The organism is Clostridium chrysemydis, assembly GCF_015234215.1.
Lineage (GTDB): Bacteria > Bacillota > Clostridia > Clostridiales > Clostridiaceae > Clostridium > Clostridium chrysemydis.
In genome coordinates this window covers 1161807-1188362 of record NZ_JADEKP010000001.1, presented here as the reverse complement: position 1 = coordinate 1188362, position 26556 = coordinate 1161807, and the positions used below count along the sequence as shown (strand labels likewise).

At 29.2% G+C, this 26556-nt stretch carries 27 protein-coding genes and 1 tRNA gene; 25 read left to right on the top strand and 3 right to left on the bottom strand.

Annotated features, from left to right (window positions below):
* Window positions 1-262: 262 nt before the first annotated feature.
* From INR60_RS06005 to INR60_RS05990, 4 genes are all read left to right on the top strand, one after another.
* The gene (locus INR60_RS06005) at window positions 263-1990 is read left to right on the top strand and encodes a phospho-sugar mutase (RefSeq protein WP_194190571.1); all 1728 of its coding nucleotides are present in this window, start codon (window positions 263-265) and stop codon (window positions 1988-1990) included.
* Between the two features lie 69 nt (window positions 1991-2059).
* Window positions 2060-3163 (top strand): tetratricopeptide repeat protein, encoded by a 1104-nt coding sequence (locus INR60_RS06000; protein WP_194190570.1) that lies wholly within the window; start codon window positions 2060-2062, stop codon window positions 3161-3163.
* Between the two features lie 54 nt (window positions 3164-3217).
* Window positions 3218-3760 carry a nitroreductase family protein gene (locus tag INR60_RS05995; protein ID WP_194190569.1) on the top strand — a complete coding sequence of 181 codons (543 nt, stop codon included), beginning with the start codon at window positions 3218-3220 and terminating at the stop codon, window positions 3758-3760.
* Window positions 3761-3829: 69 nt separating this feature from the next.
* Window positions 3830-4468 carry a cyclodeaminase/cyclohydrolase family protein gene (locus INR60_RS05990; protein WP_194190568.1) on the top strand — a complete coding sequence of 213 codons (639 nt, stop codon included), beginning with the start codon at window positions 3830-3832 and terminating at the stop codon, window positions 4466-4468.
* 24 nt (window positions 4469-4492) lie between these two features.
* On the opposite strand, the gene pdaA is transcribed toward INR60_RS05990, so the two are convergent.
* On the bottom strand, window positions 4493-5329 hold the full coding sequence (pdaA, locus tag INR60_RS05985) for a delta-lactam-biosynthetic de-N-acetylase (protein WP_194190567.1): 837 nt from the start codon (window positions 5327-5329) through the stop codon (window positions 4493-4495).
* A 180-nt stretch (window positions 5330-5509) separates the two neighbouring features.
* Between pdaA and ychF the strand changes: the two genes are divergently transcribed.
* On the top strand, window positions 5510-6607 hold the full coding sequence (ychF, locus tag INR60_RS05980; RefSeq protein ID WP_194190566.1) for a redox-regulated ATPase YchF: 1098 nt from the start codon (window positions 5510-5512) through the stop codon (window positions 6605-6607).
* Between the two features lie 91 nt (window positions 6608-6698).
* On the opposite strand, the gene INR60_RS05975 is transcribed toward ychF, so the two are convergent.
* Window positions 6699-6795, bottom strand: a tRNA-Sec gene (locus INR60_RS05975).
* 181 nt (window positions 6796-6976) lie between these two features.
* On the opposite strand from INR60_RS05975, the gene mraZ reads away from it, so the two are divergent.
* The 20 genes from mraZ to INR60_RS05875 all read left to right on the top strand — a co-directional run bounded on the left by mraZ (window position 6977) and on the right by INR60_RS05875 (window position 24788).
* Window positions 6977-7405, top strand: a complete 429-nt coding sequence (gene mraZ / locus INR60_RS05970; RefSeq protein ID WP_194190565.1) for a division/cell wall cluster transcriptional repressor MraZ — start codon at window positions 6977-6979, stop codon at window positions 7403-7405.
* Between the two features lie 12 nt (window positions 7406-7417).
* Window positions 7418-8350, top strand: a complete 933-nt coding sequence (gene rsmH, locus INR60_RS05965; protein WP_194190564.1) for a 16S rRNA (cytosine(1402)-N(4))-methyltransferase RsmH — start codon at window positions 7418-7420, stop codon at window positions 8348-8350.
* Between the two features lie 31 nt (window positions 8351-8381).
* Window positions 8382-8816 (top strand): FtsB/FtsL family cell division protein, encoded by a 435-nt coding sequence (locus INR60_RS05960; protein ID WP_194190563.1) that lies wholly within the window; start codon window positions 8382-8384, stop codon window positions 8814-8816.
* 73 nt (window positions 8817-8889) lie between these two features.
* A complete protein-coding gene (locus INR60_RS05955; protein WP_420797476.1) occupies window positions 8890-11076 on the top strand; it encodes a stage V sporulation protein D in 2187 nt (728 codons plus the stop codon).
* Window positions 11077-11175: 99 nt separating this feature from the next.
* A complete protein-coding gene (locus INR60_RS05950; RefSeq protein WP_194190562.1) occupies window positions 11176-12636 on the top strand; it encodes a UDP-N-acetylmuramoyl-L-alanyl-D-glutamate--2,6-diaminopimelate ligase in 1461 nt (486 codons plus the stop codon).
* 1 nt (window position 12637) lies between these two features.
* Window positions 12638-13996: a UDP-N-acetylmuramoyl-tripeptide--D-alanyl-D-alanine ligase gene (locus INR60_RS05945; RefSeq protein ID WP_194190561.1), complete on the top strand. Its 1359-nt coding sequence runs from the start codon at window positions 12638-12640 to the stop codon at window positions 13994-13996.
* Between the two features lie 45 nt (window positions 13997-14041).
* Window positions 14042-15016: a phospho-N-acetylmuramoyl-pentapeptide-transferase gene (gene mraY / locus INR60_RS05940; RefSeq protein WP_194190560.1), complete on the top strand. Its 975-nt coding sequence runs from the start codon at window positions 14042-14044 to the stop codon at window positions 15014-15016.
* A gap of 24 nt (window positions 15017-15040) precedes the next feature.
* Entirely contained in the window at window positions 15041-16177 is a 1137-nt protein-coding gene (gene spoVE / locus INR60_RS05935) for a stage V sporulation protein E (RefSeq protein WP_194190559.1), read from the top strand.
* A gap of 296 nt (window positions 16178-16473) precedes the next feature.
* Window positions 16474-17250, top strand: a complete 777-nt coding sequence (locus INR60_RS05930; RefSeq protein ID WP_194190558.1) for a cell division protein FtsQ/DivIB — start codon at window positions 16474-16476, stop codon at window positions 17248-17250.
* 31 nt (window positions 17251-17281) lie between these two features.
* A complete protein-coding gene (locus tag INR60_RS05925; protein ID WP_194190557.1) occupies window positions 17282-18010 on the top strand; it encodes a DUF881 domain-containing protein in 729 nt (242 codons plus the stop codon).
* A 2-nt stretch (window positions 18011-18012) separates the two neighbouring features.
* A complete protein-coding gene (locus INR60_RS05920; RefSeq protein ID WP_194190556.1) occupies window positions 18013-18357 on the top strand; it encodes a DUF1290 domain-containing protein in 345 nt (114 codons plus the stop codon).
* Between the two features lie 8 nt (window positions 18358-18365).
* Complete coding sequence (locus INR60_RS05915; RefSeq protein ID WP_194190555.1) at window positions 18366-19094, top strand: DUF881 domain-containing protein; 729 nt, start codon at window positions 18366-18368, stop codon at window positions 19092-19094.
* Between the two features lie 97 nt (window positions 19095-19191).
* A complete protein-coding gene (locus INR60_RS05910) occupies window positions 19192-19854 on the top strand; it encodes a YggS family pyridoxal phosphate-dependent enzyme (protein WP_194190554.1) in 663 nt (220 codons plus the stop codon).
* A 12-nt stretch (window positions 19855-19866) separates the two neighbouring features.
* On the top strand, window positions 19867-20340 hold the full coding sequence (locus INR60_RS05905) for a cell division protein SepF (protein ID WP_194190553.1): 474 nt from the start codon (window positions 19867-19869) through the stop codon (window positions 20338-20340).
* A 15-nt stretch (window positions 20341-20355) separates the two neighbouring features.
* A complete protein-coding gene (locus tag INR60_RS05900) occupies window positions 20356-20613 on the top strand; it encodes a YggT family protein (RefSeq protein ID WP_194190552.1) in 258 nt (85 codons plus the stop codon).
* On the top strand, window positions 20614-21378 hold the full coding sequence (locus INR60_RS05895) for a YlmH family RNA-binding protein (RefSeq protein ID WP_194190551.1): 765 nt from the start codon (window positions 20614-20616) through the stop codon (window positions 21376-21378).
* 16 nt (window positions 21379-21394) lie between these two features.
* Window positions 21395-22000 carry a DivIVA domain-containing protein gene (locus INR60_RS05890; protein ID WP_194190550.1) on the top strand — a complete coding sequence of 202 codons (606 nt, stop codon included), beginning with the start codon at window positions 21395-21397 and terminating at the stop codon, window positions 21998-22000.
* A 130-nt stretch (window positions 22001-22130) separates the two neighbouring features.
* Window positions 22131-23048, top strand: a complete 918-nt coding sequence (locus INR60_RS05885; protein ID WP_194190549.1) for an RluA family pseudouridine synthase — start codon at window positions 22131-22133, stop codon at window positions 23046-23048.
* A 12-nt stretch (window positions 23049-23060) separates the two neighbouring features.
* Complete coding sequence (gene pyrR / locus INR60_RS05880) at window positions 23061-23603, top strand: bifunctional pyr operon transcriptional regulator/uracil phosphoribosyltransferase PyrR (RefSeq protein ID WP_194190548.1); 543 nt, start codon at window positions 23061-23063, stop codon at window positions 23601-23603.
* A 21-nt stretch (window positions 23604-23624) separates the two neighbouring features.
* Window positions 23625-24788: a THUMP domain-containing class I SAM-dependent RNA methyltransferase gene (locus INR60_RS05875; RefSeq protein ID WP_194190547.1), complete on the top strand. Its 1164-nt coding sequence runs from the start codon at window positions 23625-23627 to the stop codon at window positions 24786-24788.
* 38 nt (window positions 24789-24826) lie between these two features.
* Here the strand turns inward: INR60_RS05875 and INR60_RS05870 are convergent, their stop codons facing one another.
* On the bottom strand, window positions 24827-26554 hold the full coding sequence (locus tag INR60_RS05870) for an Rqc2 family fibronectin-binding protein (protein WP_194190546.1): 1728 nt from the start codon (window positions 26552-26554) through the stop codon (window positions 24827-24829).
* Window positions 26555-26556 lie beyond the last annotated feature (2 nt).

Genomic DNA, 26556 nt, shown 5'->3' with positions numbered 1-26556 from the left:
CCTGAAATTAAAACTAGAATAAGTTTTAAAAATGAATATTAAATTAAGGATATTTAACCCAAAAAGAAAATAATGTTTAACAGTAATTTTTTTATTTTACTTAAAGTACTAGGTTATGTTAATTAAGGTCTAAAAAAATAAAAGTTTAAGAATAAGTGACGAATGGCATTTTTTTATATAGAAATTTGAAAAGAGATAATGTTTGTAATTTCTGCCTTGTGATGTATAATATAACATGTACAGTATTAAAGGAGGTCAATTTATGAATTATAAGGATAAATATAATGAATGGCTAACATCAGAGATAATAAATGAGGAAACTAAAAACGAGTTAAGAGAAATTAAAGACGAAAAGGAAATTGAAGATAGATTCTACAAAGGCTTAGATTTCGGAACAGGTGGATTAAGAGGAATTATAGGTGCTGGAACTAATAGAATGAATATATATACAGTTTCAAAAGCAACTCAAGGTTTTGCAGATTACTTAAATCAAAACTTTGATAAACCATCTGTAGCAATCGGATATGATTCAAGAAATAAATCAGATGAGTTTGCATTAGCATCAGCATTGACGTTAGCAGCTAATGGAGTAAAGGTATACTTATTTGAAGGTTTAAGACCTACACCTATGGTATCTTTTGCAACAAGAGAACTTGATTGTAAAGGTGGAATAGTAATTACAGCTTCACATAATCCAAAGCAATATAACGGTTATAAAGTGTATGATGAGTTTGGTGGTCAAGTAACTGACGATAAAGCAGGAAAAGTTATTTCATGCGTAAACGATGTTACAGATTTTGGGGCTATAAAAACTATATCAGAAGAAGAAGCTAAAGAAAAAGGATTATTAGTTTATATTGGAGAAGATATAGACTTTAAATATATAGAAAAAGTTAAAGGTTTAACTATAAATGAATCTTTAGTAAAAGATAAAGCAAAAGACCTTAAAATAATATATACTCCAATTCATGGTTCTGGTAATATGCCAGTTAGAAGAGTATTAAAAGAATTAGGATATGAAAATGTTTCTGTAGTTAAAGAACAAGAAGCACCAAACGGGGAATTCCCAACGGCTCCATATCCAAACCCAGAAGACCCTAGAGTATTTAGCTTAGCTTTAGAAATGGCTAAAAAAGATGGTGCTGATGTAATATTTGGAACAGATCCAGATTGTGATAGAATCGGTGTTGTTGTTAAGGATTCTGATGGTGAATTTAAAGTATTAACAGGAAACCAAACAGGATTATTATTAACTGATTATATATTAAGTGCAGCTAAAGAAAATGGAAAGCTACCTAAAAATGGAGTAGTTATAAAAACTATAGTTACAACTGAAGGTGCAAGAGAGATAGCAAACCATTATGGAATAGAAATAATGGATGTATTAACTGGATTTAAATATATAGGTGAAAAGATTCATGAATTTAAAAATTCAGGAGATAAAACTTATCTATTCGGATTTGAAGAAAGTTATGGATATTTAGCTGGAGACTTTGTTCGTGATAAGGATGCTGTTATTGCAAGTATGTTAATTGCTGAAATGACACTTTATTATAAAAATAAAGGATTAAGCTTAGCAGAAGGCTTAAATGCTTTATATGAAAAGTTTGGATTCTATAAAGAAGATTTAGTTTCACTAGAATTAAAAGGTAAAGAAGGCCAAGAAAAAATAGCAAAATGCATAGATTCTTTAAGAAATGCAACTATTAAAGAAATTGATGGAATAAAAGTTAAAACTAAGCTTGATTACAAATTAAGCAAAGAAGAAAATATGTTAGATGAAACTGTTTCAGAAATAAAACTTCCAAAATCAAATGTATTAAAATTCATATTAGAAAATGGATCTTCATTTGTAGTAAGACCTTCAGGAACTGAGCCTAAAATGAAAGTATATCTTGCTATAAAAGGTGATAGCATAGAAGGTGCTAAAAAAGATTTAGCTAAATTTAAAGAAAATGTAATGAAATTAGTTGAAAGTATGTTAAACTAATATTATTCTTAATTATTGCTACCATAATTTATGGTAGCAATATTTTTATTTTAACAGGTGGTGAAATTTATGAATTACAAAACATTATTTAAAGAAAAACTTAGTAAGTTATTATTTTTAGAGGTTGATAAAGAAGGGTTTAAGAAAAATGTAGGAATCCCAGAATATATAACTTTTGAAAGCGAAACATTATACTTACCTATAAGTTCAGAATATATAACAAGTAATATAGGAGATCAGGTTAAAATTGATAACCTTCCTGTATATTATTTCATAGAAGGGATGTTAATCTCTTTAGGTGCTGACGAAAATATTAAGTTTAAAAATGACTACAAAAAGTTACTTATGCAGATTCCAGATGCTGAAGAATTAGCAAAATCTCTAGTTGCAACTAGAGTAAAAGAAGATAGATTAGAAGACGCATATCTTTTACTTAAAGGATTAGAAAGAGCTTTTGAAGATGATGAAGAATATATGAAAAAGCTTTTATTAATCGGAATATCATTAAGAGAAAAAGATAGTGGTTTTGAAGATCTTTTATTAGAAGATATAGATTTAGCTAAAAATTTATTTAACAAAATGAAAGAACCATACCTTTATAAAGGTGTGATTTTAAAAGATAAAGGTGACTTTGCAGCTTGCAAGGTTGAAATCGGAGAATATTTAAGAAGAGGAGGAGAGCAAACTCCTGAACTTGAACTTTTAATGAAAGATATAGAAAACGTAACAGCTTACGAAGAGGCAATAGAAGGTTTAGATAAAGATACTGAAAAATCTATAGGAACTTTACTTGGTCTTTTAGATAACTTTAAAGAAAACCCTTTAATTTATTATTATATAGCCATTGGTTATAGAAAGATTGGAAATAATGAAAAAGCAATAGAATATCTACTTGAAAGCTTAAATGTAGAAAGTGGAATATTAGAAGTAGTAAATGAAATAGGTATAAACTATGCATGTCTAGGTATGTATGAAGAGGCTATAAAATACTTTAAAAAAGCATTTGAAGCGTCTAAAGATGTTGAAATTTGCACAAATATCATAATGTGCTACTTAAATCTTGATGATTTAAATAATGCAAAGCTTCATTTAGAACTTGCTAAAAAATTAGATAAAGAAGATGAAATAGTTTTAAAGTTAGATAGAATTATAAAAAAAAGAGAAGATAAATAATTTCTTTTAAAAATACACATCCTAAATACTAGTAAAATAGTTAGGAGTGATATTATGGAATTTTTTGATGTAATCAAAAAAAGAAGAAGTATTTCAAAGTATAAAAGCGATGAAGTTTTAAAAGGCAGTATTGATAATATGATTCAAAGTGCAATGAGGGCTCCATCTTGGAAAAACAAAACTTCTTTTAAAATTATATTAGTAGATGATAAAAACACAAAAGAAAGCTTAGGAGATGCTATTATAAACAAAGACGGTAAGGCAAAAACTTCGGTTTTTGAAGCACCTTTAGTCGCTGTATTTATTGCAGAACCTAATCTTTCAGGTGAAGTTTTAGAAAAAGAATATTATTTAGTTGATTGCGGTATTGCTATGGAACATTTCGTATTAGCAGCTACAGCAGAAGGTTATGGCACTATGTGGATTGGGGCTTTAGATGAGGCTTTAGTTAAAAAGACTTTAGAAATTCCAGAAAAGTTTAAAGTAGTAGCTATGACACCAGTTGGTATTGCAGCAGAAGAAAAAGAACATAACAAAGAAAAAGACAAAAAAGACTATGTGTTTTTAAATAAGTTTAAAAATCCATATTTAAGCTAAAATTAAGGTACTACTTCTTGTAGTGCCTTAATTTTATGATATAATTAAAAAAAACTTCGGAGGTAAAATATGCTTTTTAAAGATTATAAGATACAAGAATTTATTGAGGACTTAAGCTCAGATTCACCATCACCAGGTGGGGGGAGTACAGCGGCTTTAGTTGCAGCACTTTCAGGTTGTTTAAATAGTATGGTATACTCACTAACAGTTGGAAAGAAAGCTTTCGATAATTTAGATTCTGATAAAAGAGAGTGCTTAATTAAATTTGCAGAAGAATGCAGTGAATTTACTAAATTAACTATAGTTATGATGGAAGAAGACAGAAAATGCTTTAATGAACTTATGGAGAGCTACAAGCTTCCTAAAGAAACAGAAGAAGAAAAAGATTACAGAAAAAAAGATATAAAAGAAAAGACAAATGGTGCTATGAAAGCTCCACTAAATCTTTTAAGAGCATGCATAAAATTTTATGATAATATACTTTTTGCAGCAAAGTATGGAAATAAGATGTTAGTGTCTGATGCTGGAGTAAGTGCAATTTTGTTACACGCAGCTATAGAAAGTGCAATAATTAATGTTAAAATTAATCTTAATTCACTAAAGGGTGAAGAATTTTATAAAGATATAGATGAAGAATTAGAAGATTCAAATATGAAGTCTTTAAGATTAAAAAGTGAAATATTAATGATAGTAGATGAAAATATGTAAAAAGACCAGTTTCCTGGTCTTTTTTTATTTGAATATTCTAAAAAAATCAAATGTGTTTTGAAGTTTATCATCGCCTGTAAGCACCATAGTTTGTGGCAATTCATCTAGTGATTTAAATGAATATCCATCATTTGTAAGGTCTTCTATTAAAGTGCTTAAAATCTCAGAGTTTGTTGTAGATACTGCATGTAAAAGCAGAATACAACCGTTATGCATAGAAGCCTTTATCTTTTTTAATGAAGCTTCTGGGTTTGGCTGAGCATCTACAAGCCAGTCTTTATAGGCAAAGCTCCAAAAGATTGTTTTATAACCTAGGTTTTTAGTTTTTATTAAAGAATTGAAAGAGTATTTTCCCATAGGAGGTCTAAAATATTTTGGCATCTCTTTTCCTGTTACTTCTTTAAATGCTATTTCGGTATCTAAAAACTCTTTATTAAAAGAAGCTTCATTTAAAATTCCAGCCATTGACTTGTGATTGACAGAATGATTGCAAACTAAATGTCCCTCATTTACCATTCTGTTTATTATGTCTTTATTTTGAAGGATATAACTTTTAACAACGAAAAAAGCAGCTTTTACTTTCTTTTCTTTTAAAGTATCTAATATCTTAACTGTATTTCCGTTTTCATACCCTAAGTCAAAAGTTAAAAATAAATCTTTTTTAAATGAATCTCCTATAAAGAAGCTTTTTGTATTTTTTAAGTTTTCTAAGACTCCTTTTTGTATTTCAGGAGTTTCTTTATTGCTTCTATTTACTATGTACCAGTTTAGTTCCTCATTTTCTGATATTGCATAAGAAATTGTTGAAACTATAAAAAAAGAAGCAATTAGACATAAGAGAAACTTTTTTATACTTTTCATTTTATTTCCTCCTTAAAATATGTATTTATTCATATATAAGTAGTATCAAACTAAAGAGAAATAATTAAACGTGGTAAATTTTTTATAAAGGAGAGAAAGATTACTTATATATTGTTGAAATAAAAAGGTGTCTAGAGTATAATTTATAGGTAGTTTAAGAAAAGAAAGGAATGTACATAGATGAAGTTAGGAATCGTTGGTTTACCTAATGTAGGTAAAAGTACTTTATTTAATGCAATAACTAAAGCTGGAGCAGAATCAGCTAACTATCCATTCTGTACTATAGAACCAAATGTTGGAGTTGTTAGTGTTCCAGATAAAAGACTAGATGTTTTAGAAAAAATGTACGGAACAAAGAAAAAAGTATATACTGCAATAGAGTTTTATGATATAGCTGGACTTGTAAAAGGAGCTTCAAAAGGAGAAGGTCTTGGAAATAAATTCTTATCACATATAAGAGAAGTTGAATCAATCGTTCACGTTGTTAGATGTTTCGATGATGGAAACGTAGTTCACGTTGAAGGTTCAGTAGATCCAATAAGAGATATTGAAACAATAAACTTAGAACTTATCTTTTCAGATTTAGACGTTTTAGAAAGAAGAATTGAAAAAAACGCAAAGCAAGCAAGATCAAACGATAAGAATGCTAAAGTTGAGCAAGAGATAATGTTAAAATTAAAAGCTCACTTAGAAGATAACAAACCTGCAAGAACTTTAGATTGCACAGAAGATGAAATGGAATTTGTTAAAAGCTTATTCTTAATCACTTCAAAGCCAGTTTTATATGCTTGTAATATATCAGAAGATGATATGATGAGTGGAAACCTTGAAAATGAATATGTTAAAAAAGTTCAAGAGTTTGCAAATTCTGAAAATTCAGGAACTGTAATAGTAAGTGCAAAACTTGAAGAAGAACTTTCAGGGCTTGAAGATGAAGAAAAAGAAGAAATGCTTAGCGAATACGGATTAACTGAATCAGGACTTGATCAATTAGTAAGAGCTAGTTATAAATTATTAGGACTTATTAGTTATTTAACAGCTGGTGTTCAAGAAGTAAGAGCTTGGACTATTAAAGAAGGAACTAAAGCACCTCAAGCTGCTGGGAAAATCCACTCAGATATAGAAAGAGGATTTATAAGAGCAGAAGTTGTAGGATACGATGATTTAATAGAAGCAGGTTCAGAAGCCTCTGCTAAAGAAAAAGGTGTATACAGACTTGAAGGTAAAGAATACGTAATGAAAGATGGAGACGTTGTTAACTTCAGATTTAACGTATAAAATAAAAAAGTGGGGAAAATCCCCACTTTTTATTTTTTTGTAATATTATAAGAAAAAAAGATGTGGAAGTTATGCCACATCTTTTTTAGTTTGGCGGGAATACGTAGGAATCGAACCTACCCGTGATGGTCTTAGCACCACAACACGGTTTTGAAGACCGGTAAGTCCACCAGAACTTATCTACTCCCATAACTTTATCTATTTTACAGAATGTTAATTTAAAAGTCAAATTAAATATTAAAAAATATAAAAAAAATAAAGGGAAATAAAAGTTTTTATAGAATATTAATAATTAGAAGTGGTTGAAAGTGGTTAGAAGTGGTTGAAAGTAGAGGGAAATACCTGTAAAGTATATAAAGGGGAAAAGTTATGTTCATAGGAGAATACAATCATGCGTTAGATAATAAAAACAGAATGATAGTACCTGCAAAGCTTCGAGATGGTTTAAATGGTAGATTTGTAATAACTAAAGGTCTCGATGGTTGTCTTTATGTATACCCTATGGAAGAGTGGCGAAAACTAGAAGAGAAGATGAAAACACTACCACTTACAAATAAAAACGCTAGAGCCTTTGTAAGATTCTTTTTTTCAGGAGCGGCTGAAATAGAATTAGATAAACAAGGAAGAGGTTTAATTCCACAAAATTTAAAGGAATATGCCGAAATCGGAAAAGAAATTGTAAGTATTGGAGTATTATCTAGGATAGAGATTTGGAGCAAACAAAAGTGGGATGATTACAATAACTCAGATGTTGATTTTGAATCTATAGCTGAGAATATGAGCGATTTAGGAATATAAAGGAGAAAAGATATGGAATTTAAACACGTGTCAGTACTTTTAAATGAATGTTTAGAAGGGCTAAATATAAAAGAAAATGGAATTTATGTAGATTGCACTTTAGGTGGTGCAGGACACTCATCTGAAATAATTAAAAGATTAGATAAATCAGGCCTTTTAATTGGAATAGACCAAGATACAGATGCATTAAATGCAGCAGGTCTTAGATTAAAAGATTATGATAATAAAAAGTTAGTTCATAGTAATTTTTATAATATAAAAAGTATATTAGATGAATTAGATATAGAAGGTGTAGACGGTATTTTAATGGACCTTGGAGTATCATCATATCAATTAGATAAAGGAGAGCGTGGATTTAGTTATATGCAAGATGCACCTTTAGATATGAGAATGAACAGGGAAAATGCACTGTCAGCTTATGATGTTGTAAATACATATTCAGAAGAAGAGATTTATAGAATAATAAGAGATTATGGGGAAGAAAAATTTGCAAAAAGAATAGCAAACTTCATAGTTACAAGAAGAGAAGAAAAACCTATAGAAACAACATTAGAATTAGTTGAAGTTATTAAAAATGCAATTCCAGCTAAAGCAAGACGTGAGGGTCCACACCCTGCAAAAAGAACTTTCCAAGCAATAAGAATAGAAGTTAATAGTGAATTAACTATTTTAAATAAGACTATTGAAGATGGTGTTAGCAAATTAAATAAAGGTGGTAGAATGGCTATAATTACATTCCACTCTTTAGAAGATAGGATTGTTAAATTAAAATTTAGAGAACTAGCTAATCCTTGTACTTGTCCTAAAGAGTTTCCTATTTGTAATTGTGGGAAAACACCAACAGTTAAGCTTTTAAAAAGAAAAGCTATAGAACCTTCAAAAGAAGAAGTAGAAGTAAACCCTAGAAGTAGAAGTGCAAAATTAAGGGTTATAGAAAAGATATAGATAGAAAAAAGTGTTATAAATTAAGAGGGATGTGAATAAAGTGATAGTAAAGGGTCAAGGTTATGTAAAAGGTAATACTGTCTTAAAGCCACAAAGACAAGTTAATGTTCCAAATGAGAGAAATAAAAGTAAAAATAATAAAAAGATAGTTAGAAAAGCTAATAAAAATAATAAAGATACTAGAAACGCTTTATTACAAATTGCACTAGTAGTTTTTGTTTTAGGAGTTATGACTATATGGAGAGATACAAAGGTTTATAAATTACAGTCAGAACTTGGTAAATTCAATACAGAGATAAGCCACGTTAAAGCTGAAAATGAAGCTTTAAAAGTTGACTTATTAAAAAATGCGTCACTTAAGAATATTGAAAAAAATGCAAAAGGTAAGCTTAATATGATAGAATCTCAAAAAGCTGATAAAGTTTCAGTTGATTTATCTAAGAATTATTTAGAAGGAATAAATTAAATAAAAGGTTTATAAATGGGTGCAATATTAATTGCATCCTAATGTTTTTAGCAATTAATATGGAGGAATTAAAGTGAAAAATAAAAAATATAGAGATAAAATGCTTACTAAAAACAGGCTTATTGCAGTCTTTTGTGTTTTACTCTTTGTTTTCTCGATTTTAGCAGTTAGGCTATCTTATATTATGATATTTAAAAAGCAAGCGTATGCAGCCGGTGCAGAAGAACAGTGGACAAGCGAAGTTAAAATTGATGCAAGAAGAGGTCGTATTTTAGATAGAAATGGAGTAGAACTTGCAGTTTCTGCAAATGTTTATAGAGTTGACTTTGATTTAAATTCAATAAGAAAACAACTTAAAGACGAAGGGAAAACTCCAGAGGATATATCACCTAAAATAGCAGAAGCTGTTTCTATGAAAAATGAAGATGTTTTAAAAAAGCTTAAAACAACTCTTCCAAGTGGGGCTCCAGCTGGGTCAGCTACATTAGTTAGAAGAATTGAAAAAGAGCAAGCAGATAAAGTTAAGGCTTTAGGAATAAGAGGTATAATAATATCTCCTGATACTAAAAGATATTATCCAAACAACAACTTTGCATCTCATTTAATAGGAACTACAAATATTGATGGAAAAGGGTTAACAGGGGTTGAACTTCAATATAACGATGAATTATCAGGGCTTCCAGGAATGAAGATTGCAGAACTTGATAACCATAACAACGACCTACCTTACACAATATCTAAATATACTCCACCAGTTAACGGAAAAGATGTTACATTAACTATAGATGAAAAGATGCAATTTTTTGCAGAAAAAGCAGCAGAAAAAGCTTTAAAAGATAATAAAGCAAAAGCTGCATCAGTACTAGTTATGGACCCTAAAACTGGAGAAGTTTTAGCTATGGCAAATAAACCTGACTTTGATCCAAATGATCCTTATAAAGGATCAGAGGCCTTTAGCGGGAAAACTGACTTTGATAAAGTTCAAGCTATGTGGAGAAATAGATTAGTAAATGATACTTTCGAGCCAGGTTCAATATTTAAAGTATTTACAGCTATTGCAGCTATGGAAGAGAAATTAGTTAAGCCAACAGATACCTTTACTTGTAATGGTTCATTAACTTTTGGTAATAGAAAAATAAAATGCTGGAAAACAGAAGGTCATGGAACTTTAACTTTCCCAGAAATTATTCAAAACTCATGTAACGTAGGTTTCATGGAACTTGGAGAAAAGATAGGTAAAGACAAGTTGTATGAATATATTAAAAAGTTTGGTTTTGGGGAATTAAGTGGAGTAGACTTACCAGGTGAAGCTAGAGGTATAGTAAAATCTCCTAAAAATATATCAATTACAGACCTTGCAACTATTTCGTTTGGACAAACAAACACTGTAAACTCAGTTCAATATATGGCAGCTTTTAATGCCATAGCAAACGGTGGAACTTGGATTCAGCCTCATGTTATGAAAGAAATTTCACATGAAGACGATACTGATGTAAGAGTTACAGATGAAAAGTTTAATCCTAAAACGAAGGAAGTTGCATCTAAAGAAAATACTAAGGAACTTAGACAAGATTTAGAAAGAGTTGTTACAGCAGGTTCAGCTAAGGGAACATTTATAGAAGGATATCATATAGGTGGTAAAACAGGTACAGCACAAAAAGTTATAAATGGTGTTTACCAACCTGGAAAATATATATCTTCATTTGTAGGTATGGCGCCAGTTGATGATCCTAAAGTTACAGTTATGATAACAATAGATGAACCAAGCAACAATGCATACTATGCAGGAGTTGTAACAAGTCCTATAGCTAAGGTATTATTTACTGATATTTTCAATTATATGGATACATTTAGTAGTGATAACAATAGTATGATTAAAAAGGATGTTATAATTCCAGAAATTCGTGATATGAAGCTAGAAGAAGCAAAAAAAGTTTTAAAAGATGAAAAAATCGATTATAATATAGAAGGTAACGGAAACACAGTTAAAAGTGTTAAGCCTTATCCAGGATATGCAGTAAAAGAAGGAACAAAAATTAATATATACACAGAAGGTTCAGATCCAAATAGTAAAGCTGTAATTATGCCAGACCTTAAAGGTTACTCTACAGAATCAGCGACTAAATTATTAAAAGACTTAGGTATAACTCCTGTATTCCAAGGTGTTGGAAATGTAAAGGAACAAAGTATACCAAGTGGAGAGCTTGTAAACAAAGGAACGAGCGTAAAGTTAACATTAAATTCTGATTATAAAGATTAGATTAAAAATATAGCATGTAGGGTTCTTCCTTACATGCTATTTTAAATATATGTAATCTAAATTAAATTAGTAGCATATTATTTTAAAGGAGAGGATTAGATGAAATTAAGAGAACTTTTAGAAGACTTAAATTATCAAATAATTAAAGGAAATATTGATTCAGATATAAATGAAATCAACTACGATAGTAGGAAAGTAAAGAATTCAGATGTTTTTGTATGCATAAAAGGATTTCAAGTAGATGGGCACAAATTTATAGATAAGGCTATAGAAAATGGTGCAAAAACAATAATAGTTCAAGATGATATTAATATTTCACAAGATGTAAATGTTATAAGACTTGAAGACACTAGAAAAGGCCTTGCGGTTTTAGGGTCAAAGTTTTATGGAAATCCAAAAGACAAATTAAAAATTATAGGTGTTACAGGTACAAATGGAAAAACAACTACTGCATTTATGATTAAAAAAATATTAGAAGAGAACGGTTCTAAGGTAGGTTTAATTGGAACGATTGCAAATTATATAGGAAACAGAGAAATTCAAACAGAAAGAACTACACCAGAATCACTTGAGTTACATGGATTATTTAAAGAAATGGTAGATTCAAAAGTAGAGTATTGTGTTATGGAGGTTTCATCTCACTCTTTAGAATTAGATAGAGTATATGGACTAGAATTTGAAGTTTCTATCTTTACAAATCTTACAAGAGATCATTTAGATTTTCATAAGACATTTGAAAATTATTATAAAGCTAAATTTAAATTATTTGAAAGATCTAAAGTTAGTATAGTAAATATTGATGACGAATATGGAGTTAGAGTTACTAAAGATTTAAAAAAATTAAATAAAGAGTACAAAACATATTCAATAAAAGGAAAAGCAGATATAGAAATTAAAGATAAATTAAGTGAAAAGATGGATACTATATTTAAAGTATCTATAGGTAATGAAGAAGAAAAGATGTGCCTTCCAATCCCAGGAGAGTATAATGTGGCAAATGCTTTAGGGGCTATAGGGGCTCTACATTCATTAAACTTTTCTTTAAAAGATATAAATAAAGGATTAAAAGATGTAAATGTTCCTGGAAGATGTGAAAGATGCGCAAGAGAATTTAATTTACCTTTTGAAATTCTAATAGACTATGCACACACTCCAGATGGACTTAGAAACATATTAGAAACCGCTAAAGAGTTTACAGAAGGAAAGCTTATAGCTTTATTTGGTTGTGGTGGTGATAGAGATAAAACAAAGAGACCACAAATGGGTGAAATCGGAACTAACCTTTCAGATTTTGCAATAATAACATCAGATAACCCTAGAACTGAAGACCCTGAAACTATTATAGAAGATGTTATAAAAGGAATAAAAAAAGATAACTATATAAAAATAACAGATAGAAAAGAAGCTATAAGAAAAGCTATAGATTTAGCTAAAGAAGATGATGTAATAGTAATAGCAGGTAAAGGACATGAGACATACCAAGTTTTAAAAACAGGCAAAATACATTTTGATGAAAGAGAAGTTATAGAAGAATACTTAAAACAAAAGAGGGGTGTTTAGTTTGGAATTAACATTAAATGAGTTAGTAAAGTTTTCTAAGGGTGAAATTATTTCAAAAACAAAGGAAGCTAATTTTAATATTTTATCAACAGATACAAGAAAAATCCAAAAAGATAATATTTTCTTAGGGTTAAAAGGAGAAAATTTTAATGGAAATAAATATGCTAAAGAAGCTTTAGATAAGGGAGCGAGTATTGCTATAGTTGATGAAATTTTGTTTGATATAGATGATACTTTAGATAAAGTTATAATAAAGGTTAAAGACACAAAAAAAGCTCTATTAGATATAGCACATGGATATAGAGAAAAGCTTAACATTAAAGTTATAGGAATCACAGGTTCAACAGGAAAAACTTCAACTAAAGACGTAACATCTGCCTTTTTAAGCGGAAAATACAAAGTTTACAAAACTAAAGGGAATTTTAATAATGAAATTGGATTACCTTTAACTATTTTAAGCTTAGATAGTTCTATAGACGTTGCAGTTTTAGAAATGGGTATGAGTGACTTTAATGAAATTCATAACTTAGCAAAATGTGCAAGACCTGATATAGCACTTATTACTAATATTGGAGTATCTCATATAGAAAATCTAAAAACTAGAGATAATATTTTAAAAGCCAAGATGGAAATAGTAGACTTCTTTAGTAAAGATAACACTTTAATATTAAATGCAGAAGATGATTTACTTAAAACTGTATCTTCTGATGAGTATAAAATAGTTAAAACTGGATATAATCAAAGCTATGAGTTTAGCGCAAAAGATATAGAAGTAACTTTAAACGAAACTTCATTTACCTTACTTTCTAAAGACGGAGAAAGAAGGATAACTTTACCTATGGTAGGTGAACATAACGTGTTAAATGCACTTTTAGGAATAGCTGCAGCTTCTAAACTTAACGTATCATTAGACGAAATGATAGAAGGACTTAAAGGTATTGAAGCTACTTCAATGAGACTTGAGTTTATAAATACAGGAGAAATTTCAATTATAAATGATTGCTATAACGCAAGCCCAGATTCAATGAAATCTTCTTTAAAGGTTTTAGAGACTAGACCAGGTAGAAAGGTTGCTATACTTGGAACTATGAGAGAACTTGGTTTAGAAAGCGAAAGATCTCATAGAGAAGTTGGAAAGTTTTCAAAAGATATAGTAGATTCTTTAATAGTATGTGGTGAATACAAAGATGCTTTTAAAGAAGGCTTTGAAAAAGAAGGTATAAAATTATATAATACTAAAGGTGAACTTTTAAAAGAATTAGATTCTCTAATAGAAAAAGGCGACGTTGTTTTAGTTAAAGCTTCTAGAGGAGAAAAATTTGAAGAAATAGTTGAAAAATTAAAAGAGATTAAATTATAACAAAGGAGGTGGGCTGCAAGAGAGTTTTACTTGCAGTGATTAATCATGGGGGATATAGCAAATTTATTAACTAACCCGAAAATTCTAACGGCATTATTTGTCGGTTTAATTGTATCATTAATTTTAGGACCAATTTTTATTCCAATACTTCATAAATTTAAATTTGGTCAAAATATCAGAAAAGAGGGACCGAAAAGTCACCTTAAAAAAGCAGGTACTCCTACTATGGGAGGTGTAATTTTTATTGTTTCTATAGCTGTAGTTATGTTTGTTTCAGGATATAGCTTATCTGGAAAAGGAATGGTAACTTTATACTCTATGATAGCATTTGCTTTTATAGGATTACTTGATGATATGCTAAAGATAATTCACAGAGATAACGAAGGATTAAAAGCTTATCAAAAAATGCTTTTACTAGTATTATTTGGTGTAGCTATAGCGTATTATGCACAAACTGCATTAGGAACTTCAATTTCATTCCCATTTTATAGTGGGGCACTAAACTTTGGAATATTCTACATTCCATTTGTAGTTTTCTATTATGCAGGTGTAACAAATGCAGTAAACTTAACTGATGGTTTAGATGGACTTGCAACAACTGTTACTATTATTGTTTTAGCATTCTTTGGAATTGTTGCATTTCAAAGAGGAGAAATGGAAATTGCCGTATTTTCTATAGGTCTTTTAGGAGCTTTGCTTGGATTTTTAAAATTCAACAAATATAAAGCGAGAATCTTTATGGGAGATACAGGTTCCCTTGCACTAGGTGGTGCTGTAGGAACTATAGCATTAATGCTTAAAATGCCTTTTGTACTAGTTATAGTTGGAGGGATTTATGTATTTGAAACATTATCAGTAATTATCCAAGTTGGTTCATTTAAATTAACAGGTAAGAGAGTATTTAAGATGGCTCCTGTTCACCATCATTTTGAACAGGTTGGATGGAGTGAAGTAAAAATAGTTAGAGTATTTTCTTTAATAACAGTCTTGCTTTGTATTATTGGTTACTTTTCACTTTAATAATTTTAGTGGAGGGAGTTTGGTATGAGAAAAAGGAAACAGGGGAGAAATAGTATGGGTGCTATAGATTATGGTATTTTTTGTACTATAATCTTGTTACTATCAATCGGGGTAGTAATGGTATACTCTGCAAGTTCCTACTATGCAATGTTTCACTTTAAAGATAGTACTTATTTTTTAAAGAGACAGCTAGCTTGGAGTGCAGTTGGTATAATTGTTATGATGTTTATGATGTCAATTGATTATCATAAGATTAAGAAATTTACACTTATTGCTATGATTTGTACAGTACCTTTACTTTTAGCTGTATTCTTATTTCCAGGAGTTAATGGTGCTCAAAGATGGATTCAACTAGGACCTGCATCTTTTCAGCCTTCAGAACTTGCAAAATATGTTGTAGTTTTGTATTTGGCTATGGCACTTTCTAGTATGGGAGATAGAGTTAAGGATTTTAAAAAAGGTATTATTCCATGTTTTGCAATAGGAGGATTTTATGCAGGGCTTGTACTTGCGCAAAAAAACTTAAGTATTGCTGCAGTTATAATGATAGTTACATTTATAGTTGTTTTTGCAGCAGGTGCTAGAAGGATTCATATGTTTGGAGTTGTAACTCCAGTCTTAACAGCAGCAGCTCTCTTTTTTGCATTATTTGAGCCTTATAGAAGAGCTAGGATGTTAAACTTTGTTAATCCTTGGAAAGATCCAGCTGGAAATGGTTATCAACTTATACAATCCTTTTATGCATTAGGTGCTGGTGGTGTTTTAGGACTTGGACTTGGACAGTCAAGACAAAAGACATTATACATGCCAGAGCCACATAATGACTTTATCTTCTCTATAATTGGGGAGGAGCTTGGTTTAGTTGGATGTATATTTATAATATTATTGTTTGTAATATTTGTTTGGAGAGGTGTAAAAATAGCATCAAGTTGTAAAGACTCTTATGGAACATACCTAGCTTTAGGTATTACATCAATAATAGCAGTTCAAGCTATTATAAACATAGCGGTAGTTACAGGTTCTATGCCGGTAACTGGGGTTCCATTACCGTTTATAAGTTATGGAGGATCCTCATTAGTAATAAATATGACAGCTATGGGTATACTTTTAAATATTTCAAGACAAAGAAAAAATGACAAGTTAAAAGAAAAAGAAAATTAATAAAGGTCTACACTAATTAAACTTTTTATAAACTTATAAAATACGTTTAAATTAGGGTAGACTTTTTTGCTTTTAGTAAATTTATAAATTATATTTTAAATGATTTTTTTGTAAATTTAAAAGAGGATTTAACGGGGTAAATAGGATATGAAAAAATTAAGGAATAATTGTAAAATTAATGCTTTATAAGGTTTCTTTTTAGATTTTATTAATAAAAAAATAATGAAAAGGTTGGATATAAATGTTATTATATAATGGAGTGTAAAATTTTAATATAGTGAGGAAAGAATAAAAAGATGGGGAAGACAAATAACGTATATATTCTTAAAGCTAGAAGAAAAAGACATATAAAAAGAGGAATAATTTTAACAGTTATAATTGCAGGGGTTTTAGCTCTTTTTGTAACAAAATCTGACTTTTTCTTAATTAAGAATGTAAATATAAAAGGCAATTCAATAATTAAAACTGAAGCTATTTTAAAAGATGCTGATTCTTTTAAGGGTGAAAATTTGCTTTTTATAAAAGAGAATAATGTTATTTCTAAGATTAAATCTAATCCATATATAGATAATGTAACTATAAAAAGATCTCTTCCAAAGACTCTAGAAATAGATGTCACAGAAAAGAATGTTGCTTATTATTTTAAAGGGAAAGAAAGCTTTGATATATTAAGTAGTGATTTGATATTACTTGAGAAGAGCAATAAAATAGATGATAAAAATCTAATAGAAATAACAGGACTTAAAAAAGATGATTTAAACATAGGAGAGTATATTGCAAGTGGTGATAGTTTTACTATATTAAAAACTACATTAGATGAGCTTTATAAAATTCAAAAATCTAATAAAAGCAAATTTAAAGTTACTAAAGTTGATGTTTCTAGTTTGACTAATATGAAAGTATACTTTGGTGATGTAATGGTTAAAATTGGAGATGGGGAAGATTTAGTTAAAAAAATAAATACGGCTATCTCAATTCTTGAAGATAAATCAATTAACTTAAAAAAAGGTTATATTGACGTAAGTTTTCACGGTTCGCCAGTTATAAAAAAGGAAAAAGATAAAGAAAAATAAGAAAACATTTATTTAAGGAGGATGGTATAGAGTGAAAGGTTCTAAGTCACAGATATCTATTGCCATAGTTTGTGGCCTTTTGGGATTTTTATTAACTTACCAATACAAGGCGCTAACAAATAACCAAAGTACTTTAGATTCATCAAATAAAAGTGATTTAATAGCTGAAATAGATACTTTAAAAAATCAAAAAGCAGAACTAGAAAAATCAAATAGTCATCTAAGTCAAGAAATGAAAGAACTAGAAGAAGCGGCAACAAAAGAAGGTAAAGTAGGAGTTGAAGTTAAAAAGGAACTAGATGCAGCTAGAATGTATCTTGGGTTGGTATCAGTTACAGGACCTGGGGTTCAAGTAACAATAACACCGAAAACTAGTCTTTTTGGATCAAGTGATGTAGGCATGATAGTAAGTGAAGAAGAGTTAGTTCACTTAATTAACATATTATGGTATGCAAAAGCTGAAGCGATTTCAATTAATGATTACAGAATAACTCCTCAAACAGGTATAAAAAATTCTAGTAATTATATTTGGATTGGGTCAGAGGGAAGAATAAATCCTAAAGAACCTATAGTAATTAAGGCTATAGGAAATAAAGCAAAACTTAATGCAGCCTTAAACTTTGCAGACTCATTAGACCATGGCGCACTTCAAAATTATGATTCAAAAGTTGAACAAATTGATAAATTAGATATTAATAAATCTACACAAACTTTAAAAAGTGAGTACTTACAAGATGTAGATAAGAAGGCAGGTGAATAAGGGTGATACCTTTTATTGGATTACTACTTGGTGTTTTATTTGGGTTTGTATTTGATGTAAATATACCAGATAAATTCTCACCTTATATGTCAGTTGCAATACTTGCATGTTTAGACTCAGTCTTTGGTGCAATACGTGCAAATCTTTCTAAAAATTTTAAAGCTGACATATTTATATCAGGTTTCTTTGGAAATGCAATACTTGCAGCAGGGCTTGCATACCTTGGAGACAAACTTGGGATTCCTATATATATAGCGGCAGTTATAGTATTTGGTGGTAGAATTTTTGATAACTTTGCAATTATAAGGCGTTTGCTTCTAGAAAAATTTAAAGCACGTAAGGGCTAGGTGATTGTATGAAGAAAGCTTCAGGTAAGTTTTTGGTTTTTATATCAGCTGTAATTTTAGGGTATTTAATAGTTTTAAATTCTAACTTAGGTGGAATGAAAGATTTATTTAATTTAAGCGCAAAAGAGTATGGAGATGCTATAGAAGAAAGGTCTGATCTTTACAAAAGTGTTTCTAGTTTAAAAGAAAATAATGAAAAGATGAAAGAAACTATAGAAAGTTATAAAAATAATGATAAAGACCAAGATAAAATAGTTGAAAAGATGGTTAGTCAGTTAAATGATTATGGCAAACTAGCTGGAACTACAGAGGTTTCAGGGCGCGGTGTTGTTATAACTATAAATGATGGGGATGTTGAAAACAAAAATAACACTGATTATGAAAAAATGAAAAAGATTTTTCACGATAACGATATGGCTTTAGTTATAAATGAACTTAGAAAATCAGGTGCAGAGGCTATCTCTATAAATAATAGAAGAGTTATACCAAGTACTGCTGTATTTTGTAATTGGGCTTTTTTGGGTTTTGAAGATGGTACGACAGAATATGCACCTTTTAAAGTTTATGCAATAGGAGACCCAGATACTTTAGAAGCATCTCTTTTAGGTGAAGGAAGTTATATTAAAGAGCTTATGTATAGAGAACTTCAAGTAAGTATTGAAAAGAAAGAAAAGATAGTTATGCCAGCTGCAAAAACTATAGGAACGACAGATTATATGAAAGAATCTACAAATTAGATAAAAACTAAATAAATCCTCTTAAAATAGAGGATTTTAAAGTTTTTTATAGAATATAAAATAAAGTGAAACTTAAAGTAAATATTAGGAGGCTGCTATGAGTATTAAAGAAAACATAGATGAAATCTTAAATGAAATACCAAAAGACGTAAAACTTTTAGCTGTTTCTAAAACTAGAACATTAGATGAAATGAAAGAAGCTTATGATGCAGGTATGAGAGAATTTGCAGAAAATAAGGTTCAAGAGTTACTTTGGAAAGAGGAAGAGTTTCAAAAGGATGTCAAGTGGCATCTTATTGGAAAACTTCAAAGAAACAAAGTTAAGTATATTGTTGGTAAAGTAGATTTAATACATTCTTTATCAAGTGAGAAACTATTAGATACAATAGAGACCAAATTTGGTGAAGCAAATGAAACTATAGACTGCTTAATCCAAATCAATATAGGAAGAGAAGATTCTAAAAGTGGTGTTTTAGTTGAAGAACTGGATAGCTTAATAGAAGCAGTAGAGAAGTGCAATTTTGTAAAGGTTAAAGGAATTATGGTTATAATTCCAAAAGGTTCAGAAAAAGAAAACAGAGAATATTTTAAAGAAACTAAAAAGATATTCGATAGTTTAAAAGAAAAAGAATTCAAAAACATAACTATGGAAATATTATCTATGGGTATGACAAATGATTATAAAATAGCAATTGAAGAAGGTTCTAATACTATAAGAGTTGGAACTGGAATTTTTGGAGAAAGAGATTATAGCGTATAGGAGGAAAATAGTATGTCTAACATGATGTCAAAAGTAAAAAATATCTTAGGATTTGGAGATTATGAAGAAGATTTCGAAGAAGAAGGATTAGAAGAAAGAATAGAAGATGAAGTAGTAAATGAAGATGACTATACAGAAGTTCAAGGACCAGATATTTTAGGACCTAAGGGTGGGAAAGTAGTTAATATTCATACTAATGCTTCTGCTAAAGTTTTAATTATAAAACCAACTTCATATGAAGAATCTATGGAGATTTGTGATGCCTTAAAAAATAGAAGAATAGTTGTTATTAATACTTCAAGTTTAGAAAATAGAACAGCAAGAAGATTACTAGACTTTTTAAGTGGAGCGTCTTATGCACTACAAGGAGATTTCCAAGAGGTTGAAAAGGGAGTTTATATTTTATCGCCTTCAAACGTTGAAGTTACTAATGAATTAAAAAGTGAGTTATCATCAAAAGCAGCTCTATTTAATTGGACAAAGTAATTAAAGGAGTAATATATGGTTAGTATAATAAACTTAATATTTAGAGCGTTAGAAGTTATCATTATTGTAGAGTGTTTACTATCTTGGGTACCGAGTTCTACAACTCAAAGCATAAGAGAGTCTTTAAATGTTATTACAGGACCTATTCTTGAACCGTTTAGACAGTTACAATATAAATTTTTAGGTGATTTACCTATAGATTTATCACCTATCTTTGCGATTGTAGTTTTAAATGTAGTTCAAAGTTTAATAATAAGATTAATACTTTTTTAGATGAGTAGAGATTATATATTAAAACAATTTAAAGATGAAGATAAAAATCTTATAATAAATCTTTATGAAAAGATGAAACTCTCCCAAGATAAAGATATACCTATGTTTGGAAGTAATTTTTATCCTCCAAACGTATGGAAAGTATTTGAAGGATTTAATAGTAGTTTACTTAAGGTAGAAAGTTTTGGTGGCTTTTTAGATTCTGAAAGAAGAATGATATCATTTAACAATTTATACGATATCCCGTATCCTATGAAAATCTTGAAAATAACAAACCCTTCAAAATTCAAGAACTTAACTCATAAGGACTATTTAGGTAGTATTATGAGCCTTGGAATACTTAGAGATAAAATTGGTGATTTGATTACTAAAGAAAATGTGTGTTACGTGTCTTTAAGTGAAGAAATTTCAGATTATATAATTATGAATCTTGAAAAAATTTCAAGTGTTCCATGTATTATAGAAGAGTTTTTAGGAGACACTTCTGATATTTCGATAGACTTTAAAGAAGAAGTTATATTAGTAAACTCATTAAGACTAGATTCGATAGTTTCAAAAATTACAAAAAAATCTAGAAGCTTTGCACAAGAACTAATAAGTGATGGGAAAGCATTAAAAAACTACAATATAATTAGAGATAAAAGCGATGAAATTGCTATATCAGATAGGATAACTATAAGAGGATATGGTAAATTTATAGTTCATTCTGTGCCTAGCACAAGTAAAAGCGGTAAATTAAAAGTAATTATAAAAAAATATACATAATAGAGGTGGAATTATAATGAAGTTAACTCCGATGGATATTAATAATAAAGAGTTTAAAAGAGGATTAAGAGGATATAATCCAGAAGAAGTAGACGAATTTTTAGATGAAATAGTTGATAATTATGAAGAATTATATAAAGAAAATGCAAAGCTTAAAGATAAGGTACAAATCTTAAATGAACAAGTTGAACATTATGCAAATATTGAATCAACTATTCAAAATACTTTAGTTTTAGCTCAAAATGCAGCAGATCAAGCTAAAAATACAGCTCAAAAAGAAGCTGAAATGCTTGTTAAAAATGCAAATGAAACAGCACAAAGAATAGTAGATAAAGCACATAATGATGTAATTCAAATTAATGACGAGTTTGATAGAATAAAGCAAGAGTTTATTAAATTTAGAGCTAAATTTAGAAACTTTATGAATACTCAATTAGAAACATTTGATGATTTAGAAAAAGATTTAAATAAAAATTATTCAATTTCAACTCCTGTAGAAGAAATGCCAAGGCTTCCAAAAGAACCAGTTTTTGAAGAAGTTGCAGTAACAGAAACAGAGGAAGAAGTTGCAATAGATGAATTAGATGAAATAAAAAGCTTCTTTGCAAATAAAGAAGATTAAAACCTTTAAAGAGCTATCTTATTTTAAGATGGCTCTTTTAATATTTTACGGCTAATAATTTATTATGTTGAGTATAAGGTATTAATATATTATAATTGATAAGTAATAATATCTTGAGGAGATAAAAATAATGGAAGAACGTATTTATAATATAGACGAAACCCTTAAAGGTAAAAGAATAGATAAATTTTTAAGTGAGGAATTTGAAGATAAATCTAGATCTTTTATACAAGGTATAATAGAAAAGGGAACTGTTTTAGTTAATGAAAAGGTAGTTAAAAGTAATTACAAATTAAAAACATTTGATATAGTAAAGGTATCTATGCCAGAGCCTGAGGAGTTAGATGTTCAGGCAGAAGATATTAAAATAAACATATTATACGAAGATAGTGATGTTATAGTCATTAATAAAGCTAAAGGGATGGTTGTTCACCCAGCACCTGGAAATTACAATGGGACTTTAGTAAATGCACTTTTATATCACTGCAAGGATTTGTCTAGCATAAACGGAGTTATAAGACCTGGAATAGTGCATAGAATTGATAAAGATACAACAGGAGTCTTGGTAATTGCAAAAAATGATGACGCTCACGTTAAGCTTTCATCACAATTAAAAGACCACTCAATGAAAAGAGAGTACTATGCACTTGTAGAAGGAAAAATATCAAAAGATTCTGGAACTATAGATAAACCTTTAAAAAGATCAAAAAGAGATAGACTTAAAATAGCTATTGATAGTGACGGTAGAAGAGCTGTAACTCATTTTGAAGTTATAGAAAGATTTAAAAACACTACATTAGTTAAATGTGTTTTAGAAACTGGAAGAACTCATCAAATAAGGGTTCATATGGCGTCGATTGGGCATCCTTTAGTTGGAGATCCTTTATATGGATTTAAAAAGACTAAATTTAAATCAGAAGGTCAAATGCTTCACGCAAAGGTTCTTGGATTTATTCATCCAAGGTCTAATGAGTATGTTGAATTTACAACAGAACTTCCAGATAATTATAGAAAGTTATTAGAAAACCTAAAAAAAGAAAACATATAGGAGGGATTACTCTTGAAATTAAAAGCAAATCTTTTAGATGAAAAAGCAATAAAAAGAAGTTTAGTTAGAATTTCTCATGAGATAATCGAAAGAAATAAAGGTGTAGAAGATATCGTTCTTATAGGAATAAAAAGAAGAGGATATCCAATTGCAAAAAGAATAGCAGAGCAAATATCTAAATTTGAGGATATTACTATGGATGTTGGGTATGTAGATATAACATTATATAGAGACGATTTATCTTATGAAAATGGAATTCCAAAAGTTAAAGAAACTGATTTAGGTGTTGATATAACAAATAAAAAAGTAATACTAGTAGATGATGTATTATTTACTTGTAGAACAGTTAGAGCAGCAATAGATGCAATAATAGATGTTAATAGACCTAAATGTATTCAACTTGCAGTACTTATAGATAGAGGTCACAAAGAACTACCGATTAGAGCAGATTACGTAGGGAAAAATATTCCAACATCAAAAGAAGAAGTTGTTGGAGTTAAAATTGTTGAAATTGACGGAGAAGATTCAGTTAAAATATATGAAAGAGAAGATTAATCTTTTAGAGGAGATGAAAAGATGGAGTACAACTTAATTGCAACTACTACTTTTGGATTAGAAGGAATAACTGCAAAAGAGCTTAAAGCTTTAGGGTATGAAGATTTAAAATTAGAAAACGGTAGAGTTGAATTTATAGGAGATGAAATGGATATAGCAATAGCTAATGTTCATTTAAGAACTGCAGATAGAGTTCTTATAAAGATGGCTGAATTTGAAGCTAGAAGCTTTGAAGAGTTATTTCAAGGAACTAAAAAAGTAAACTGGGCAGGGTTAATACCTAAAAATGGTATAATGCACGTTAACGGTAAGTCAGTAAAATCAACTCTTCATAGTGTACCAGATTGTCAATCTATAGTTAAAAAAGCTATAGTAACTAGTATGAGTGATAGCTATGGAATAGAAAAGTTTAGTGAAAACGGACCTTTATACAAAATAGAAGTGGGTATACTTAAAGACAAAGTAACTCTTACAGTAGATACATCAGGTGCAGGACTTCATAAAAGAGGATATAGAGAGCACGCTGGGGCAGCGCCTTTAAAAGAAACTCTAGCTGCAGCTATGGTTCTTTTATCAAGATGGAAAGATAGTTATGAACTTATAGACCCATTTTGCGGTTCGGGAACTATATTAATTGAAGCTGCTATGATTATGCAAAATATAGCACCAGGAGTTAATAGAGATTTCGTATCAGAAACTTGGCCAAACATGCCAGAAGAAATTTTTGATCAGGTTAAAGCAGGCGCAAGACGTTCTGAAAAGAAGAAAGATATAAAACTTATAGGATACGATATAGATTTTAGAGTTTTAAAGGTAGCAAAAGATAATGCTCTAAAAGCTGGAGTTTTAGATTATATAGAATTCCAAGAAAGAGATTTTAAGGATTTCTCAACTAGACATAAATATGGATTTATGATAACTAACCCTCCATACGGGGAAAGACTTAGTGATGAAAGAGAAGTAGCTAGACTTTATAGAATTTTTGGAAATTACAAAAAGCAATATAAAGATTGGGAATATAACATATTAACTTCTTTTGAAAACTTCGAGAAAAAGTTTGGAGAAAAGTCAACTAAAAATAGAAAACTTTATAACGGAAGATTATTATGTTACTACTATCAATTTATGGATAATAAACTTATAAAAAATCAAGGTGATACAGTAGCGCAGTGTTTAATAGATTAAAAAAATATCATTAGCTTTAAAAGCTAATGATATTTTTTTTACTTTTCTAAGTTTAAATTATTAAATTGAGAAGGGTCTGTAACTAAAGTCCAATTAGTATGGTATATAACCATACCAGGCTTTGCACCTACTGGCTTTTTAAGTTCTTTAACTTTAGTGTAATCAACCTCAACTTTACTTGAAGTTTTTGCCTTGCTATAAAATGCTGCAATAACTGATGCTTCTTCTATAGTTTTATCCAATAATTCGTCTGTGCAAACTATAACGTGAGAACCTGGGACATCTTTAGTATGCATCCAAAGCCAGTTTTTCTTCGCAAATTTTAAGCTTAAATAATCATTTTGGATGTTGTTTTTACCAACATAAATATCTATTCCTTCAGAAGATACAAAGTGAAGAGGCTTTGATTTACTTTCTTTTTTAGATTCTTTTTTAAACTTAATATACCCAGTTTCCATAAGTTCTCTTTTGATAGGGTCTATCTCGCTATAAGAGTCAATATTTAAAATATTAGTTAAAACTGAATTTAAGTAATTTAGTTCTTCTAAATTTTTATCTAATTGAATTTTTGCCTCTACTTCTGCTTTTTTTAGTTTATTATATCTTTTATAGTAATTTTGCACATTTTCAGAAGGAGTTTTATTAGGATTTAAAGCTATAGTTATATCTTCGTAATTTTCACTATAGTAGTTTTGAAGTGTGATTTCTTTTAATCCCTTTTTTAAGCTGTATATATAAGAAGTTAAAAGATCTCCAAATATTTTATATTTTTCTTTAGATTTGCAATCATCAATACTTTTATTTAAAATCTTTTCCTTTTTTAAACATCTATCAATATTTGTTGTAACTAATCTTTGAAGATTTGTTGTCCTACTATGAAGTCTTTCCTGTTTATCCTTAGTACTATAGAAATCTTCAAGCATCATTGAAGGATTTTCATATTTAACAGATTTAAGGTTTTTATCAATATTTTTGAAAATAAGTGAATGGAAATCCTTGTATAATCCGCAATTATCTAAAATTATATTAAATTCTGGACAATTTTTTAATAATTTAAAAACATCTGTAATAAATTTGTATAGAATATCTATCTCTGTTAATGTATAATTATTCTCAGATGATTCTAAAAATAATTCTTTAGATAAAGTTTTACTAACACCTGTAAAGGTCTTTAGGAAAAAATATTCATCAAGAGAAATATCGTTAGTTTCTACAAAGGTTATTAATTCTTCTTTTTTAAAATCAAAGGGGTTAAGTTTTGTAGAAGCTGGAGGATAAACATATTCTACTCCAGGATATAAAACCCTATAAGTATTTATATCAGGAGTGATATGTTTTATAGATTCCATTACTTTCATATCTCTTTCTCTAATTAAAGAGATATTTGAGTGACGACCCATTATTTCAACTATTAATAGATACTTGCTATCATATCCAAGTTCATCTCTTGAAGAGATAGTTAGAGTAACTACTCTATCTGTATCTTTTTGAGTTACATCTATTATAGTACCACCTACTAAGTACTTTCTAAGTACCATTAAGTAAAGTGGTGCTTTAAGTGGGTTTTCTTTTTGAATTTTAGTTATATGAATTCTTGCAAATTGAGAAGAAGAAGAAATTAATAATTTAAAATTCTTTCTATCTTTTCGAAGTGTAAGAATGACTTCATCCATTTCAGGTTGGTTTATTTTATCTATCTTTGAATTTATTAAAGTATCTTTTAAGTCAGTTAGTAAACTGCTTAAAAATACGCCATCTAATGCCATAA